The following is a 17024-nucleotide window of genomic DNA, read 5'->3' on the forward strand; positions in this document are numbered from 1 at the left end:
TGCTCCCTTATCCGTACCGGCGTTGTGCTGGATCTGCATCCTGAAGCTGAAACGCATCCAAGGTCCCCGCGTCGCCACCGAGACTCGATCGAACACCTTCGTAGATGAAGTCCTGCAGGATGTTGAAATCGAAGTCGACCAGGGCCGCGTTTTCATGTGCCTTTTGCAGGCAACGGGGGTAGTGCGGCACCGGGAAGCCGTTGATCGCGTCGGCGAGCATCGAGCCGAGGATGGTCTGCGACTCTCCGACTTGGGGCACAAAGATGTCCACCGGCCACACGGGGTCGCGGCGGTGTGAGCCGAACTTCACCAGGAACATCTTGCCGCCGACGAACTTGTTGATCTCTCCACCCTCACCGGCGCGGTCATCGCCTCGCGCGAATTCCGACCAGACGTAGGCCTGTTCCTCCACCTCGCGCGGCACCTCCACGTAGGCCGGATAGTCGGTCTGAAGGACGCCTTCCAGTGCCATGGCGAGGCGATACCGCGAAAGCACCTTGCTGTGTTTGGCCACGCCAGCCAGGTACACCCGACGGCGGCTCTTGCTCCACTGCGCCTCGATACGGTCCTTCATGCCCTGGAGCAGTCGCTGGAACAGGTCCTTGGCGAAGACCTTGCTGCGCAGTAGCCCGTCGCAAATGATCAAGGTGTCGGTACCAAAGTCCTTCTTCAGGATGGCGAACAAGATCGCCCACTCGACCAGTTCCCTGTAGACCTGCACCCAGCTGGGCGAAACCGGCTTCCCCTTATCGGTTGGCCGAATCATGTGGGAGAGCGCCGGCAAGCTGTTCACACCCAGAAAGGTCATCATCTCGCCCAGAGCCGTGCGTGCCGCCCCATCCGCAGCGAACTGACGCTCGTTGAGATTTTGGACCGGGGTCGTGGGCGAGACGGCCTCCAGGCAGTACTCGTTGTTGCTGCTGTCCACCACTCGGACCAGCTGGATCAGGAATGGGTCGAAGTGGAGCTGATTGTTGCCGCCATCGGTGCCGACAAGCGAAATCGACGTCGTGGCACGCGGTTGGATGCGGCGCGTGGCGCTTTTCAGAGGGCGGATCTCTTCCCGCAGCGCGTCCAGCACCCCTCGGTCGGTGCCGATGCAATCCGCTATGGCCGCCTTCAGCTGGGCCTGGCTTGCCGGGTCGATCACCCCCTCCTCCTGCCACCTGGCTGTTCAAAGATGCTCAAGTTTGCCTTATCCTTGCCAAGATTACCATCATTACCGGCCCTTGTCCCGGTACCGGGTGAGGAAGCGATGAAAGACGACACTGGAGAGATATTCACCCTCGATGAAGTGGCGGCCTACCTCAAGGTGGGCAAACGCACGGTCTATCGCTTGGCGGCTGCGAAGAAGATTCCCGCCTTCAAGGTCGGAGGAACATGGCGCTTTTCGCGCCAGGAAATCGACCAATGGATCAAGCGACAAACGAACGACGAAAGGTCCGGGGAAGGAAGCAAGGGCAAGGAGTAATACGCGCCGAAGAGCTCCAACCGAACATAATAGTGCACGGGCCTCTGTTTCCGGAGCCCGTCCAGGTTATCGTCGCGACTCCGATGGGTGCCTCGGGCAAGCTGGTTGGGAAGGGAACCCGCTCCAATTCGGTTTATGAACTGATTCTGACTGCGGAGTAGCTCTGCCTCCTCACGGCCTCCCAGACCCACGAGACCTTCGACAGCGAGGCCCGCAAATTCCGCCTCGGCATCGAAGCGATGCGCCTGGGGCTCGCTTACGAGTACGACCCGTACTTTTCGCGATCCATCGCCCGCGTGGATCCACCGCCGCAGTATCGAGGCTGCGTATTCCGACCGCATTCGGCCGCTGATTCCAATTGCATTCAGCCACCCGTTACGATAGGGTTGGGCCCCTGATTCCGAGGCCATTCAGCCACCCCCTTGGGCGGGAGCGACACAGGAGTAACTCAACTATGATGCGCCTCTTTTTCGGAGCGGGAGGTGGAAGTGGAGCGGTTTTCCTAAAAACGGCAGCTGACCGCTTCGATGCACCAAAAAAGCCTTTTAAATTTTAACGGTTATCGCTTTTATCCGCTCCACCGTTTTGGTTTGGCCGCTACGCACCGGGTTGCGCGGCTGGCGGGCCGCCAGGCGGCGTTAATCCTTCTTGCGAGGGACGACCCCGCGGCGGCGTCGCCCCCTACGACAGTGCCCAGGACAGGCTTGCCATCCGGCTCGCCAGCTGCACACTCAGATGCGTCCAATTGCCGTTTCTAGGGTTATCCATCCGGAAGATTCGTAAGCGTCCGCCGAGGACCGTCTCGACGGATTGAAAGGCTCAGGCGACACTGGTGCGAGCGGACGCATGGGGTGTCCGCGCACTCTTGAGGTGGACGCACTGATGACTCACGATGCTGACTTCACAACGGGCGTGGTGGCGATGGATACCTTGGGCCGGCGGCGGTTTGCGCCTGAGTTCAAGCGCGAACGGGTGGAGCGGACCCTACAGCCGGGCGCCTCGGTCGCGGGGATTGCGCTGGCGCATCGGATCAACGCCAATCAACTGTTCAAATGGCGCCGACACTACCTTAAGGACCGGAACGCCCCGGCCGGTCCGCCGGGGCCGACCTTATTACCGGTGGCGATGACGCCCGCATTGGCCGCGCCAGCGCGTGAAGCTACGGTATCCGCTCCACCGGGCACCATCACCATCGAACTCGGGGGTACGCGGGTTCAGGTGAAAGGTTCCGTCGATGCGGCGACCTTGCGCACCGTCCTCGCGAGTCTCAAGGGCCCATGATCGCGCCTCCGTCCGGCACCCGCATCTGGATCGCTGCCGGGGTGACCGATCTGCGCCGCGGCTTCGATGGCTTGGCCGCCCTGGTCCAGACCCAGCTCCAAGCCGAGCCCTTCTCCGGACACATTTTTGCCTTTCGCGGGCGACGCGGCGACCGGATCAAACTACTCTGGTGGGACGGCGATGGGCTCTGCCTGTTCGCCAAGCGGCTGGAGCGGGGCCGCTTCGTCTGGCCGCAGGCGACGGGCGGCACGGTATCCCTCACCCCCGCCCAGTTGTCGATGCTGCTGGAAGGCATCGACTGGCGCCGCCCGATCCGCACCGCGCCTTCTCACGCCGCCTGACGGAGGGCGGGTATCATCGGGGCATGACCAACCCCGACGTGCTTCCCGATGAGATTCCCGCCCTCAAGACGCTGATTGAAGCCCAGCGCGTCGAAATCGCCCACCTGAAACTCCTCGTCGCCAAGCTCCGCCGCCAGCAGTTCGGGCGCCGCTCCGAAAAAATGGCCGGGCTCCTCGATCAATTGGAACTTCAGCTGGAGGAACTCGAAACGGGCGATGCGGAACTCGCGGCGATCGTCGAACCGCGCGCAGCCGAGCGCCGGGTAAGAACGCCCCGGTCACTGCCCGATCATCTGCCCCGCGAAACTCAGGTCCATGCCCCCGGCTTGGCCGAGTGCCCCGACTGTGGCGGTCCCTTGAAGCCCTTGGGCGAGGAGGTCGCCGAAATCCTGGAGTACGTCCCGGCCCGCTTCCGGGTGATCCGCCACGTCCGCCCCAAGTGTGCCTGCGCCCGCTGCGACCGCATCGTCCAGGCGTCGGCGCCGAGCCGGCCCATCGCCCAAGGCTTGGCGGGTCCGGGGCTCCTGGCCCATGTACTCGTCTCGAAATACGGCGATCATCTGCCGCTGTACCGCCAGTCGGTCATTTACGCCCGCGAAGGCGTGGACCTGTCCCGCTCCACCTTGACCGATTGGGTCGGCGACGCCGCGGGCCTCCTTCGGCCTTTGGTCGCGGCAATCCGCCGGCATGTGCTCGCCGGCGACAAACTCCATGCCGACGACACCCCGGTCCCGGTGCTCGCGCCCGGTCAGGGGCGCACGAAGACCGGTCGGCTGTGGACCTATGTCCGGGACGACCGCCCGGCCGGTGATCTCACGCCGCCCGCGGTGTGGTTCGCCTACGCGCCGGACCGCCAAGGCCAGCATCCCAGGACGCATCTCAAGGACTTCGAAGGCGCCCTGCAGGCGGATGGCTATGCCGGGTTCAACGGGTTGTACGACACCGGTCGCGTGCAGGAAGTCGCCTGTTGGGCGCATGTCCGGCGCAAGTTCTACGAGCTCCACAAGGCCCACAGGAGTCCCTTGGCGGCCGAGGCGCTCCAGCGTATCGGTGCGCTCTATACGATCGAAGCCGAGATCCGGGGCCAGCCGCCGGAGGCCCGCGCCGCAGCGCGGCAAGCCCGCGCGGGTCCGCTCCTCGCGGCGCTTCAGACCTGGCTGCACACCACGCTGACACAGGTCTCGAAAAAGTCGGCGCTAGCCGAGGCGATCCGCTATGCCCTGACCCGCTGGCCGGCGCTGACCCGCTATCGCGATGACGGTCGTCTGGAGATCGACAACAATGCCGCGGAACGCGCGTTGCGGGTGGTGGCGCTCGGCCGGAAGAACTATCTATTCGCCGGCTCCGACGCCGGCGGCCAGCGAGCGGCGGCGATCTACACCCTGATTGGCACGGCCAAACTCAACGGCCTCGATCCGGAGGCGTACCTCCGGACCGTGCTGGCCCGCATCGCCGAGCATCCCGTCAATCGAATCGACGAGTTCCTACCCTGGAACCTCGCCGATCAGGTGACGGAACTGACCCAGCCCATCGCGGCTTGACGCCGTCAACACGGTAAGGCTCGGACGCTTACGAAGATTCGAGATGCTCTGCGACTGAAGTGTAAGCGTCCGCTCGCACCAATGTCTCCTGAGTCTCTTAAAGCGCGGGCGATGTCCCAGTACGGTGTCTCTACGAGACGTCATGACTTCGCAACCAAGGGTGTTGGCACCGGGTCGGTCCACTTCGGCTATTGCGTTGCCGTGTAGCTCGCCTGCGGCAGGCCGAGGATCCTCGACCGCATCGATGCCGATTGCTTTCTACGTGAGCGTACCGCTCGTTGGCCGCATCTCCCCCTGCCACACCGAAGGAACGACAATACGCCTCGATCTCCCGCTGTCGGGAATACGGTCGGGGAAATGCCCGGACGATGCGATCTCGAAATCCCGAAATAGTCGAGGAAGTCGTGGAACGGCTCCCCTTCCCGCCAATTTGATTCCATTCGCGTCCATCGAGCAGGCGACCCGCGACTTTCCTGCCCGCCCGGCAGAGGCGTGTGCCGTCGACATCGATCAGCCGTGCCGTGCGCGGATACGGTTCGGCCTCGAATAACGGCGCCCACTCGCCCCATTGCTTGAAAAAGAAAGCGGTCTCTAAAGCGGCGCATTCGTCACGGAGCGCCCGCACCCAATCCGGACGCATCGGCCGGGCGTGAGGCCCGGTTTCCCCGCCGATGACCCAATCAAGATGCCCCTCGACGTGACGTAGCGCGTCGATGCCATCAGAAATGTCAACCGCCCGGTGTGGTGAACCCGCATGCCGGGCAGCGTGGGAGGGGCGCGCCCACTAGGGCGTCCCCCTATCCCGATCAAAGCAAAGAAACCAATGCTGCCACGATGCCTGTCGGGAAGGCCATCAGCGCGACAAGTCTGATGAGAAGGCGTAGCTCCACCTCGCTTGGGTCGCGGCGGAGCAGCTCCGCCTCGCAGGTCATGGAGACCTCCGGATGGACCAGAGGACAACATGACCGGCACGGATTCCAAGATCCTTAATACCAAACCGGGCCAGTATTGGCCTTTACGGTATGACTCAGTGCGCCCCATTGCGCCCGCATGTGCTCAATCACCGCGAACCGGATGTCTGTCACCGGAGCGATTGCCTCCACGCCAGCTATCTTTTCGTTCAGAAACTCCAGCCCTTGCTCCTTGCCTTTCATCAAGAAATCGAGGATTGCGACCCTGTAGACGAGTTTGGGATCGAGCAGCGCCCCCCCGACACTCCAATTGTCACCACGACGGGCGACACCGGCGGTTTGCAGATATCCGCCTTTCCCTCGGTTGGCCCGGCCTTGGTTAAGCACCTTGCTCAGTAAGTCGCCGCGCATATCCACTCGCAGAACCTGGCCGCCGAAAGGAATCATGCGCAACACGTCGTATTGGGTGATCGGCCCCGGCGGTACCACGTCGTCGATGCGTACCATGCCGCCGTTAAATATGGCGAGGTCGGCCCCCGGCACCGCCTTCCACATGGCGGTCGCGATGAGATCGGTCAGGTTGCCTGAGCCGTTGCGCACCGTTCCCTCCAGCCCGTCCAAGGCTTCCGGTGTGTTTGCCACTGCTTGGTCGGGCTGGAAGCCGTCGGCACGGAAGGCCGCATAGCCGCGTTCCACCCAATCCTGCACGACCTTCGCCGTCTCGTGGTCCTCGGGGAGGGCACTGGTGATCTTACGGAAATGCGGCTCCATCTTTACCAGGCGGCGCTGACCGGTGTCGTACCCCAGGTCCAGCACATATGCCGAGCGGGCATTGGCATCGGCCTTGAAGATCGGCGCGAACCGCAGCCCGCGCCATTGCTGCACGTTGTCGTGCTCGTGCCCCCCCAGCACCAGATCGATTTCCGGCGCCGCAGCCACCAGCTTTTGGTCGGCTTCGAGGCTCTGGTGAGTCACGGCGATGAGAATATCCACTTGGCCGCGCAGTTCGCGCGCCTGCTGCACGGCAGTGTCGAGGGGGTTGTGAAAACGCACCCAGGCAGCCTTGTTGCTGTCCAGGGTGACGCCGATCAGACCGATGCGCACGGTACCGCCGCTCTCACCCGTGGCCGTGAACACGACATGGGGTTTCACATGAGGAAAAGGCTGGCCTTCAGCGTCGACGACATTCCCGGAAAACCATGTGAACGTTGATTCCTCGATTCGCCGGAGGAACTGCTCGCGCGTCACGTCGAATTCGTGGTTGCCGAAGGTCGCGAAATCAAAGCCGACGGTATTCATGACGGCGATCATGTGTCGGCCGGCCAGTTTTTCCCCGTCCACTACAGCCGTACCCAACGCTGACGGGCTGAGGCAATCACCGCCCAGGATCGTGTAGGTGCGAGGATTGGCTTTCAGGAGTTGCTTGCGCAGGGTAGCTAACCGCGCCATTCCACCCTGTTGACCGCCGGCTACGGGCGTGATTTCGTAAAGGTCGTTCAGGTGCAGGAATGTAATCGGAACGATTTCGGCGCAAACCGGCGTGCAAAGACACAGCAGGATGATGGCCGCCCAGCGCTTGGCTTTCATGCTACCCCTCAGTTGGCAATACTTCCAGGGCGGCATTATATCGAGCGTTGAGACGTCTCCCAGCATAACCGTGGCACGCTACATCGGCTTAAAACCCCGCAGCTTCTCGCAGTCGCCGGCGAGCTACAGTCCCAAGGGGGTGGCCGGTGTCCCGGAATCAACGTGGCACCTCGCGTAGATCCACCGAGACAGCAGGATCGCCCGACAGTGCCTTGGGCTGTTTGCCGTCCTATCAGGCGAAATCACGGTTGCATGAGATCTAATTTTTTATCTGGATAAATGTCTAAGTATATTCCGCAAATATTTGCGGAATCTCGACAGATTGGCTTGATTGGCGGGGTTGTCGTGCAGGTTGCCTATGCCGCAAGACTTCCCTGAATGTACTTAGACATTACCTAAAAGTAATGGCTACTCGTCCTACTACCCCGTATTGCGACGCTGATGAACGCCGTACGAGACATCAAGATCAATCCGCAAAAGATCCGCCAGTTCCTGCATCTCTCCCGTGAGGCGATGGGCCGGATATTGCGGGTGAGCGCCAAAACTTTGGAATGCTGGGAAAAGCTGGATGGCGTGCGGAACCCGATCCGGGAGATCGGCGAACTCGCCCTCCTGGTTTACACGCCTGAAGGCGTAGCGGCCTTTCTCGCGACTCCACTGGCGGAATTTCACGGGCGAACCGTCCTGGACCTGATGAGCGTGCGCGAATGCGACACCGTCATCGCGGCACTGGCCGCGGATGTCGAAGGACTCGGCTACTAACCCGCCCTTTGATCCAATCGCACCTCAAAGCCTGGACGAACCCCGCTTATCGCCATTTCGTCCAGCCGCCGCCAGTTAGGTTTATCGACTAAACTTCATGTCGAGCTGGGCTCCATTTCGAACTCACGACGGCAAACTGACACTCGTTTCCGCGAAAGTGGCTAAGCCGAGCGTCGTTTCGAATCCGGCCAATCGTTCCGCCAGCCGTGTCACCCGCTTCTTCGCCTTGCGATTCCGTACGGCCATAGCCAACGCTTTCCGCTCCGCAATCACCACCACCAGTTTCTTCCCACGCGTGACCGCGGTGTACAACAGGTTTCTTTCCAAAAGCATGTAGTGCTGCAGGGCGAGCGGGATGACCACGGCCGGATACTCGGAACCTTGGCTCTTGTGAATGCTGGCCGCGTACGCCAGGGCTATCTCGTCCAGTTCCGAGAGGTCATAAGTGACTGTGCGGCCATCGAAATCCACTGTTAAGGTGCTTTCTTCCTGATCGATTGTAGTGATGCGGCCAATGTCGCCGTTGAAGACGTCCTTGTCATAGTTGTTCACCATCTGAATGACTTTATCGCCCGGCGCGAACGTGGTTCCGAACTTCGTCACTTTGGGCTCGGCCTGACCATTGAGCAATTGTTGGAATTCGATGTTCAACGCGCGCACGCCCAAGCCGCCGCGGTTCATCGGCGTGAGCACCTGAAGATCGTTGACGGGGTGAACATCGAATCGCAGCGGAATGCGTTCGACAACCGCCTGAATGAGCTTCTTCCGGACGTCCTCGGGCGATTCAGCCTCAATGAGGTAGAAGTCGCTGGCTTCGCCCTTGGGCGTGGCGACCGGCAATTCACCTCGGTTAATCCGGTGGGCATTAACGATGATTCTGGACTCTTGCGCTTGGCGGAAGATCTCGGTGAGCCGGACGGTGGGCACAGCCTCCGAAGCAATGAGGTCGGCGAGCACGGCGCCGGGGCCGACGGAGGGCAGTTGGTCCACATCCCCGACGATGAGGAGGCCCGCAGCATCCGGCACCGCCTTGAGAAGCTGATTCATCAGGACCACGTCCACCATCGAGGCTTCGTCGATGACCAGCAGGTCGGTTTCCAGCGGGTTTGCGTCATTCCGCTTGAACCTGAATTCCTTCGGATCGAATTCAAGGAGACGATGCACCGTCTTGGCCTCGAGCTTAGTGGTTTCGGTCATCCGCTTGGCCGCCCGTCCGGTCGGAGCGCACAACAAGACACGGACTTTCTTCGCCCGGAGAATCCGCAACACGCTATTGACCAGGGTGGTCTTGCCGACTCCCGGCCCGCCGGTGATGATGGCCACCTTATTGCCGAGCACCGTCGTGACGGCTGCCCGCTGCGATTCGGACAGGGTTAGCCCGGTCCTCTCCTCGACCCAGGGAATCGCCTTGCCGGCATCAATCTCACCCCAGGGTGACACGCCCTCGAGCAGACGTCGGATGTGGTTCGCACAGCCCGTCTCGGCGCGGTACAGCGGCGCCAGGGACAAGATCTCGCCATCCGGCGTGGTTTCCCCGATGAGATTGTCCGCCTCCAATTCGGCGCCGATAGCTTGCTCGATGATCGCTTCCGGGACTTCCAGGAGTTGGGCGGCCATCGAGACCAGCGTCTCCCTCGGTGCCGCACAGTGTCCCTGCTCCGACCAGAGCTGAAGGGCATGGCGTACGCCGGCCTGGGCGCGAATCAGAGAGTCCGATGGGATGCCGAGCTTCTGAGCGATGATGTCCGCGGTCTTGAAGCCGATGCCCCAGATATCCAGCGCCAGCCGATAGGGATTTTCGGTGACCTTGAGAATCGATTCATCGCCATAGGTCTTGTAGATACGCACAGCGCGGGATGTGCCAACCCCGTGCGATTGCAGGAACACCATGATGTCCCGGATGACCTTCTGTTCGGCCCAGGCTTCGACCACTCGCATGCGGCGCTTGCGGCCAATGCCCTCAAGCGTCTCCAACCGCTCGGGCTCCTGCTCGATCACCTCGAACACCGCTTCACCAAACGCCTTCACCAACTTTTTGGCGAAGTGCGGGCCGATCCCCTTGACCAGCCCGGACCCGAGATACTTCTCGATGCCTTCCAGCGTAGTGGGCGGGACGACCTTGAGGTGATGAGCCTTGAATTGCAGCCCATGGGTCACATCATTGAACCAGCGCCCTAAACATTCGATGAATTCGCCCGGCGAGACCGAAGCGGCCGAACCGATCACGGAGACCAGGTCGCGCTGCCCCTTGACCTTGACCCGCAGCACGCAGAAACCGGATTCCGCACTGTGGAACGTCACGCGCTCGACCGCGCCGGACAGCCGTTCGTAGGATGGGGGGTCGGTTTCCTGAAATGACATGGAAGTCGTCATGGCTACTTGGACAAGCAAGCGGCTCAAATTTTTATCAGCTTAACACGCTGACGAAGCAGAAACCTGGAACGCGACCAACCGGAATCTGGAGCGTTCAGGCCAAGGAGGATGTCAACTCAGTTTGTCCACGTCGACGTAAAACAGGCCCGCATGGATCAGGTATTCTGGACTCAAATCCCCTGGTCAGGCTCAGACCCACTATTGGCCAGCGGTCAGCAGTCGCCATCCGCTTATCCTGGTGGGGCTTTCCTGCCTACGTGCGGTAACATCCGCAAAAGCTCGTATAGAAGACGATGCAGCGCCGAGCGAGAATATAGTCACGCTGGACACAGGACCTCGCGCCAGCCTAAAGGGAACAAGCCCGAGACAGACGGGTATTCGCTGAGAAGCGAAACGGATTGGAAGAAGGGCCATCGGATGGCCCTTTTTGCTGCTCACTGTTTGGTCTTCTATTCAGTTCAATCATCTACAGTGACTGGAACTGTGAGGGCGTGAGCAGATTGCTCGCGGATAATAAAAGGCCCGGCTGTGGGGTGGAAAGCCGGGCGTGTGCCGCGTTGTCGTAAGTTCAGGCGCAAGCGCATTTTATAAGACAACAGCGCGGTTAATTGAAGGTTAGACCAGCTTCGGTAAGTTGCAAGCCTACGATCATGGCCGCTCTGGTTGAGTGGCCGCATCCTAGGTGACCGCTTTCCCCAGACAGCATACACTCTCCTTCATGTGCGGACGCTTTACCCAATACACCGATCCCAGACGACTGGCCCGGCAGTTCGAGATTTCGGAAACCAAGATCCGGGTTTTCGATATCCGGCCCCGCTATAACGTCGCGCCGACGCAGCCTGTCTTGGCCGTCCGGTTGGATCATGAGGGCGAGCGAGAGCTGGTCCCGCTGACCTGGGGCCTTCTGCCTTTCTGGGCCAAAGAGTCCAAACTGCCCTACTCCACCATCAATGCGCGGGCGGAAACGGTGGCCGACAAACCCGCTTATCGGCAGCCGTTTCGGAAGCGCCGCTGCCTTATACCCGCAGACCTTTTTTATGAATGGAAAGCGGAAGGAACGGGCAAACAACCCTATGCTATCGGACTCGAATCCGGGGAACCATTTTCCTTGGCAGGACTGTGGGACCGCTGGGAAGGCGACGGACAGACGATCGAATCCTGCACGATCATTGTGACGCAGGCCAATGCCCTCATGGCGACGATCCACGACCGCATGCCGGTGATCTTGCCACCGTCCGCCTATGACGTGTGGCTGGATCCTAAAACCCCGTTGGAAACCGCCCAGGCTCTCCTACAACCGTTTACAGCCGAACCCATGCGGCTTTATCCCGTGAGCCGGCGGGTAAACAGCCCGAAGAATGACGATCCCATGCTGGTGGAGCCGCTTGCCCAAGCGATCTGAAGGCAATCGGGCGAGTTCCACCGGCCGTTAGCCCGGTCGTCGAACCGGCGCCAAGCATCGCCTCGTAGGCCTGCAGAGCATGTGCCTGACGCCGCCCAGGGAGCGGCGAATCGTACCGATGCATCCCCAGCGTGGTTATCGGCCAAAACCGTGGATCAATCACACCGTCGTGGACTTATTCAAACAGATGAAACGCTACCGCCTCGAACGGCGGCGCCTGGATCGCCTCGCCCGGCCCGAACCGGCCGATCGGGCGAAAGCTGCCGCCGTCGAGGATCAGCGCTTCGAGCCAGGGCGCGTCAGGCTCGATCATCCAGACGAAGGGGACACTGTGGCGGGCATACAGCGGAAGCTTTTCGTTCAGGTCGTAATCGCGGCTCGTGGGCGACAGCACCTCGCAAATCCAGTCGGGCACAACCCGGAACCGATGATCCTCCGGCATCGAGGGAAGCCGCTCGCGCCGCCAGCCCGCCAAATCCGGCACCGTTACTTCCGCATCGAGGACGAAGTGAACTTCCGGTTCGTCCAGAATCCACCAGCCGCCCGGACCTCCCACACCGTCCTCGAACGGGTCGCCCAACCTTCGGCCAAGCACACTGGCGCTATGAATGTGTTTGCCCCTGGGGCGCGGCAGCGCGTGAAGACGGCCGTTGACGAGTTCCGCCGTGTAGCCGGCCGGCACCGCTTCCAGGTCGGCGTAAGTTGCAGGGCCGGTAGAGACGAAATGGACTCGGGCACTCATTTGGAGTCAACCATTCGAAACGTGGGCGTTAGATATCATTGTATCGAGGATCGGGACTTATTCAGAGTTTCCTGCGGCTTTTTCGGGGCTTCCGCACATCTACGAATACAAACCGGAACTCGCACGTGCAACGTCGATGACACGACTCACCCTGCTTGCTCGATGTTCTTCAACCAGTGCTGCAACCACTCTGGCGGTGGCGGACAGGTTTTTGGCACCGGGTGACCGGTCGCCTGTCGTCGCACCTTGGCAGCCAGGCGGTACGCACCCTCGTAGCCGTACTTCCGAATTGAAAAAGACTGCTTGGCCTGCCGACCATCCCGGATAAATCGCGCGGTCCAGAAAGCTTTCGAGGGACGTTCGCGGCAATCCACAGTCACGGAAAGTCCGACATAGCCGTCCTGATTCCGCCGGTCGCGCGCGTGGTAACCGACTTTCGTGGCCGGTGGTATTCCATAAACCACGACCATTTCGTCGCGAAACCGCTGGGCGGCATTGAGAGCTTTCCGCTCTCCAGCATGGACGCTGTCTGAGAATAACCGTGAAGCGACCACCTTCCCGCCCTTGTAAACTCGTACCCACCACCCGCATGCGCTTGTGTCGAGGCGGGTGATGAAGCGCATCGGCTTCGGTGATTTCGAGCGAGGTCGCCTGGTCCGAGTCCTCGCCCTTTCCCGCTCGATCGAGCGTTCTCCTTTCAATTGACGGTCGTGCGGCATTGCCTATGCCCCTGTCCACAGAGAATGAGTCCACGCCGCAAGGCGGTCCGCCAGCCTCATCCGGCCGATGTCGTCCAAGGCCTCGGTTCTCGATAGCAAGATGAGCTGCGGGCAACCCGGCACGAACAGCGATTCACCGTCATCGATCGCAAGCCAGCGTTCGATGCCAAACGTACGACAAAACGCCTCGATCTCCCGTTGTCGAGCATACGGTCCGGGAAGGACCACGGTCGCCCCGATCAAGCGATCTCGGAATCCCGCCGAGAAATAGTCGAGAAGTTCGTCGAACGGCTCCCCTTCCCGCCAGTTTGATGAAATGACGATGTCGATGTCCGGATAGCCCCGCAGGGTCGCTTCGAACGCCGGCAGGTACCGGAACGTCGCCGATTGGCTGGGATGGAGCACACCGTCGAAATCCAGGAATAGCGCGAAGGGCTTCGGTCTGCGAATGCAGATGGGCAGGAGGCGATGGATCGGGTTCATCGATCGGTCGTCCGGTCCTGTGAATCCGGCCGCTTCTGAGCTTGAGGCGCGAGATCAGACCCGGCAGACCCCGCGATTTCAAGCAGCACGGCGGCATGGCAGTCGTCGGGTTCGCCCGGCTTCGGCAGCGGACACCAGCACGCGAGGTTCTTGCCCCAAAGCTCGCGACGCACGTCGGCGACAGTGAAACCCAGCCGGCCGGCCTCGAGGTCGGCCCGGAAGTCCGCTTGCGCACGCTGGCGCCGCTCGTCAACCGGCCACTCTCGAGGGTAAGCGTCCAGCGGATGCGGGTTGCCCCATCGGGTCGAGCGGTCCACCTTGACGGTATTCGGCGGCATACGCCAACCCTTGGTACGACGAAGTTGCACGCGGAATGGCGTGGTCGGTTCGTTCATCGGCGCGGCTCCGGGATCTGGTTCCATTCGCGTCCGTCGAGCAGACGACCCGCGACTTTCCTGCCCGCCCGGCAGAGGCGTGTGCCGTCGACATCGATCAGCCGTGCCGTGCGCGGATACGGTTCGGCCTCGAATAACGGCGCCCACTCGCCCCATTGCTTGAAAAAGAAAGCGGTCTCTAAAGCGGCGCATTCGTCACGGAGCGCCCGCACCCAATCCGGACGCATCGGCCGGGCGTGTGCGCCGGACTCGCCGCCGACGATGACCCAGTCGAGCCCGCGGCCTTCACTCGCCAAAAGCGGCGTTAAGCCAATCGCTCCAAGCAGCGGCTCGACGCTCAGTCCACGGACCCGTGCCGGCACGGCCAACAACTTCGGAATGTCGCGGCAGGCCTCGGCCTGATTGCAGACGGTGATTAGCAGCCAGACGTTCGGGTAACCCCGCGGCCCCCAGTCGGGCGGCAGCATCCGAGGGGCATTGCCGATGCGCTTCGTCACGAGTATCCAATCCAGCCAGGGCGTGGACCGAATCAGCGCCCACAGATCGGCGCGCCAGCCGTCTGGTACTTCGTTGTCGAACACGTCCGCCAGCGATGCGCAGAATACACGCGGTCGGGTGCCCGTCGCCACTGCCTCGCGGTTCCACTTCAAGGGCGTGCTCCAATAAGTCTCGCTGGTTCTCCGGCGTGGCCGGGAGGGTCCCCAGGTTACGAGGCCGCTCCGCTTCGCCCAGGTCTCGGCGTAGCAGTGGTCGCAGGCCAGACTCACCTTCGTGCAACCCACCCAGGGGTTGAAGGTGTGCGTGGTCCACTCGATCTTGCTGTGCTCGCCCATACTCTCGGCCGAAAAATTAAAGACCAAAAGGATTGTCGTTTGTGAACCATAGTTGACACGCGCTTCTGTGTCAACTATAAATCACACTATGGAACTCATCAAGAGCAGTACCTTTGATCACTGGCTACGCGGTTTGAAGGATCGCCGTGCCGTGGCACGCATCCAAGCACGGTTGGACCGTCTTGCAAGCGGAAATCCAGGCGACATTAAGCCGGTCGGCGAAGGTATCTCGGAAATGAGGATCAACTACGGACCCGGATACCGGGTTTACTTTATGCAGCGCGGGCCGGTCGTTGTCGTACTGCTTTGCGGTGGCGACAAGTCCAGCCAGGACCGCGACATTGCCTGCGCCAAAGTCATCGCCGCACAGTGGAAAGATTGAGTTATGAGCAGCGAAACCTTCAGCCGTTACGATACGGCCGATTATCTGGAAACCGAAGCGGATATTGCCGCCTACCTGGAAGCCGTTATTGAAGAGGGCGGCGACGATCCGGCCTTTATTGTCCACGCGCTTGGTGTTGTCGCCCGCGCGCGCAATATGAGCCAACTCGCCCGCGACGTGGGAATGAGTCGCGAAGGCTTGTATAAGGCTCTATCCGGGCAAGGAAACCCCAGCTTTGCCACGGTGGTGAAGGTGGCTCATGCCCTGGGGTTGCGGGTGACGTTCCAGCCTGAGACGCCGGCCGCCTGCAACTAGACATGAACTCTCCCGCCGCTAAACCGCTGGGGCGGTTGTAGCGGGGGTTTCCGGCCTTGCGGCTTTTGCTTCCTGGTTCCGCGTCCTCTGCGTCCGGCCGTTTCCGGCCGGACGGCTTACCGGGGACTCCCCAGGCGTGACTTCGGACCGTTCCGGCCCTAGTTTCCGCTCAGTCTGCCGGCGCAGGGCGCAGCGCGTGCGGCGCGGGGGTTGGTATTCCCCCGACAACAGCAGCCGTACGCCCCGGCGGGCGATCACCTGGCCCGCGTTGTGGTCGGCATGGTCGGTGTGCCCGCAGCGTTGGCAGACGAACTCGGACTGCGAAATCCGGTTCTCCGGGTGAATGTGCCCGCACGAGGCGCATTCCTGCGAGGAATGATGGGGCGGCACGCGCAGGCATAGTTTCCCGGCCCGCCGCGCCTTGTAGTGGGTGAAGGTGGCGATGCGTCCCCACGCGGACGCCAGGATCGCCTTGTTGAGCCCGGCCTTGGCGCGGGCGCCGTTCTTGAGCCAGCCGCCCGCGCCGTCGGGCTTGGCCTTGGGCGCGGCGGTCAGATTCCGGATCTTGAGGTCCTCGAAGACGTAAAGCACGTAGCGCCCGTCGGCCACCAGCTGGTGGCTGGCCTGGTGCGCGAAGTCTTGGCGGACGTTGCGGGTGTAGCGCTTGGCCGCGGCTACCTGGCGCTTCGCCTTCTCCCGGTTCCTCGATCCCTTCCGGCGCCGAACCAGGCGCCGCTGCCAGCGCCGTGCCCGCGCCTCCTTCTTGGCGATGCGGGCGCGCTGAACGAGTGAAAAGTCGAAGCGTTGGCCGTGATTGCCCGCCAGCGGGATTCCGACGCCCCGGTCGCCGCCGAAGGTTGCTGGCAACAGCTCCTCTTCGGAGAGTTGGCGAAGCCTGGAGAGGGTGTCGTTCTCGTCCGGTTCCGGCGCGCCGTCCTCGGCGCTGAACGTGAGATACCAACGCCCGCCATCGAGGACGAGGCGAATGGAGGCCGGGAGGCCATAGTCCTTGTGGGCGGTGAAGACGATGGGGCCGACCGGTGCCTTGCGGGTGCCGACCAGAAGCCGGTGGCCCAGGATTTCTCCGGTCTGAGTGGAGACGATAGGCTCGAACGCGAACAGCTCCGAGGTCAACCACAGGGATTGGGGACCGTGCCGCCGGTGAATCCTCGGCCGCCCGGCAAGCCCCTTGAAGAAGCGCTGATAGGCCTGGGCGAAACGCGCCGCGCCGTTGCGCAGGACCTGGGAAGGCACGTCGCGCAGCCAGGCGGTGTCGGGGCCGATGAATTGGCTGTAGGCCTGGTCCACTGGCGGCTGCGTGCCGGTCAGCGCCAGGGCTTTCCGGGCGAAGGCGCGGAAATAGCGGTCCTCGCCGACCTTAGCGTTGTAGATGAAGCGCTGGCATCCCAGCCAGCGCAGCAGGATTTGTTCCTGGGCCGGGGAGGGATAACAGCGGAAACGGTGGCCGATTTGCATGGGTCTATGA

At 61.9% G+C, this 17024-nt stretch carries 19 protein-coding genes; 8 read left to right on the forward strand and 11 right to left on the reverse strand.

Annotated elements, in window-relative coordinates; translation table 11 throughout:
• Positions 1 to 7: 7 nt before the first annotated feature.
• Positions 8 to 1150 (reverse strand): hypothetical protein, encoded by a 1143-nt coding sequence (locus ACR2TX_RS00245; RefSeq protein ID WP_086132973.1) that lies wholly within the window; start codon positions 1148 to 1150, stop codon positions 8 to 10.
• A 105-nt stretch (positions 1151 to 1255) separates the two neighbouring features.
• Between ACR2TX_RS00245 and mads1 the strand changes: the two genes are divergently transcribed.
• From mads1 to tnpC, 4 genes are all read left to right on the forward strand, one after another.
• Positions 1256 to 1471, forward strand: coding sequence for a methylation-associated defense system helix-turn-helix domain-containing protein MAD1 (gene mads1, locus ACR2TX_RS00250; RefSeq protein ID WP_086132972.1), 216 nt, complete (start codon positions 1256 to 1258; stop codon positions 1469 to 1471).
• Positions 1472 to 2353: 882 nt separating this feature from the next.
• Complete coding sequence (gene tnpA, locus ACR2TX_RS00255) at positions 2354 to 2752, forward strand: IS66-like element accessory protein TnpA (RefSeq protein WP_434129686.1); 399 nt, start codon at positions 2354 to 2356, stop codon at positions 2750 to 2752.
• Positions 2749 to 3093 (forward strand): IS66 family insertion sequence element accessory protein TnpB, encoded by a 345-nt coding sequence (tnpB, locus tag ACR2TX_RS00260; RefSeq protein ID WP_077732713.1) that lies wholly within the window; start codon positions 2749 to 2751, stop codon positions 3091 to 3093. The genes tnpA and tnpB overlap by 4 nt, the downstream gene beginning before the upstream one ends.
• 23 nt (positions 3094 to 3116) lie before the next feature.
• A complete protein-coding gene (gene tnpC, locus ACR2TX_RS00265; protein ID WP_434129756.1) occupies positions 3117 to 4634 on the forward strand; it encodes an IS66 family transposase in 1518 nt (505 codons plus the stop codon).
• A gap of 130 nt (positions 4635 to 4764) precedes the next feature.
• On the opposite strand, the gene ACR2TX_RS00270 is transcribed toward tnpC, so the two are convergent.
• The 3 genes from ACR2TX_RS00270 to ACR2TX_RS00280 form a co-directional block, all read right to left on the reverse strand.
• Entirely contained in the window at positions 4765 to 5361 is a 597-nt protein-coding gene (locus ACR2TX_RS00270; protein ID WP_086135658.1) for a DUF5131 family protein, read from the reverse strand.
• Between the two features lie 79 nt (positions 5362 to 5440).
• Positions 5441 to 5566, reverse strand: a complete 126-nt coding sequence (locus ACR2TX_RS00275) for a hypothetical protein (protein ID WP_434129758.1) — start codon at positions 5564 to 5566, stop codon at positions 5441 to 5443.
• Positions 5567 to 5620: 54 nt separating this feature from the next.
• Positions 5621 to 7132, reverse strand: coding sequence for a bifunctional metallophosphatase/5'-nucleotidase (locus ACR2TX_RS00280; RefSeq protein WP_434129760.1), 1512 nt, complete (start codon positions 7130 to 7132; stop codon positions 5621 to 5623).
• Positions 7133 to 7573: 441 nt separating this feature from the next.
• On the opposite strand from ACR2TX_RS00280, the gene ACR2TX_RS00285 reads away from it, so the two are divergent.
• A complete protein-coding gene (locus ACR2TX_RS00285; RefSeq protein WP_086135660.1) occupies positions 7574 to 7894 on the forward strand; it encodes a hypothetical protein in 321 nt (106 codons plus the stop codon).
• Positions 7895 to 8017: 123 nt separating this feature from the next.
• Here the strand turns inward: ACR2TX_RS00285 and recD2 are convergent, their stop codons facing one another.
• On the reverse strand, positions 8018 to 10255 hold the full coding sequence (gene recD2 / locus ACR2TX_RS00290) for an SF1B family DNA helicase RecD2 (protein WP_434129762.1): 2238 nt from the start codon (positions 10253 to 10255) through the stop codon (positions 8018 to 8020).
• A gap of 730 nt (positions 10256 to 10985) precedes the next feature.
• Between recD2 and ACR2TX_RS00295 the strand changes: the two genes are divergently transcribed.
• The gene (locus ACR2TX_RS00295; RefSeq protein WP_086135693.1) at positions 10986 to 11669 is read left to right on the forward strand and encodes an SOS response-associated peptidase; all 684 of its coding nucleotides are present in this window, start codon (positions 10986 to 10988) and stop codon (positions 11667 to 11669) included.
• A 175-nt stretch (positions 11670 to 11844) separates the two neighbouring features.
• On the opposite strand, the gene ACR2TX_RS00300 is transcribed toward ACR2TX_RS00295, so the two are convergent.
• The 5 genes from ACR2TX_RS00300 to ACR2TX_RS00320 form a co-directional block, all read right to left on the reverse strand.
• Positions 11845 to 12411 (reverse strand): Uma2 family endonuclease, encoded by a 567-nt coding sequence (locus ACR2TX_RS00300; RefSeq protein ID WP_086135694.1) that lies wholly within the window; start codon positions 12409 to 12411, stop codon positions 11845 to 11847.
• 146 nt (positions 12412 to 12557) lie between these two features.
• Complete coding sequence (locus ACR2TX_RS00305; RefSeq protein ID WP_086135695.1) at positions 12558 to 13034, reverse strand: AP2 domain-containing protein; 477 nt, start codon at positions 13032 to 13034, stop codon at positions 12558 to 12560.
• 99 nt (positions 13035 to 13133) lie between these two features.
• Entirely contained in the window at positions 13134 to 13613 is a 480-nt protein-coding gene (locus ACR2TX_RS00310) for an HAD domain-containing protein (RefSeq protein WP_086135696.1), read from the reverse strand.
• Positions 13610 to 14008, reverse strand: coding sequence for a DUF4326 domain-containing protein (locus tag ACR2TX_RS00315; RefSeq protein ID WP_086135702.1), 399 nt, complete (start codon positions 14006 to 14008; stop codon positions 13610 to 13612). The genes ACR2TX_RS00310 and ACR2TX_RS00315 overlap by 4 nt, the downstream gene beginning before the upstream one ends.
• Positions 14005 to 14841, reverse strand: a complete 837-nt coding sequence (locus tag ACR2TX_RS00320; protein ID WP_086135697.1) for a phage Gp37/Gp68 family protein — start codon at positions 14839 to 14841, stop codon at positions 14005 to 14007. Before ACR2TX_RS00320 ends, ACR2TX_RS00315 begins: the two co-directional genes overlap by 4 nt.
• Before the next feature lie 88 nt (positions 14842 to 14929).
• On the opposite strand from ACR2TX_RS00320, the gene ACR2TX_RS00325 reads away from it, so the two are divergent.
• Together ACR2TX_RS00325 and ACR2TX_RS00330 are read left to right on the forward strand one after the other, a co-directional pair.
• Complete coding sequence (locus ACR2TX_RS00325; RefSeq protein WP_086135698.1) at positions 14930 to 15223, forward strand: type II toxin-antitoxin system RelE/ParE family toxin; 294 nt, start codon at positions 14930 to 14932, stop codon at positions 15221 to 15223.
• Positions 15224 to 15226: 3 nt separating this feature from the next.
• Positions 15227 to 15538 (forward strand): addiction module antidote protein, encoded by a 312-nt coding sequence (locus tag ACR2TX_RS00330; protein WP_086135699.1) that lies wholly within the window; start codon positions 15227 to 15229, stop codon positions 15536 to 15538.
• Positions 15539 to 15556: 18 nt separating this feature from the next.
• Here the strand turns inward: ACR2TX_RS00330 and ACR2TX_RS00335 are convergent, their stop codons facing one another.
• A complete protein-coding gene (locus ACR2TX_RS00335; RefSeq protein ID WP_086135700.1) occupies positions 15557 to 17014 on the reverse strand; it encodes an RNA-guided endonuclease InsQ/TnpB family protein in 1458 nt (485 codons plus the stop codon).
• Between the last annotated feature and the right edge of the window lie 10 nt (positions 17015 to 17024).

It is taken from the genome of Methylocaldum sp. GT1BB, assembly GCF_051027545.1.
Lineage (GTDB): Bacteria > Pseudomonadota > Gammaproteobacteria > Methylococcales > Methylococcaceae > Methylocaldum.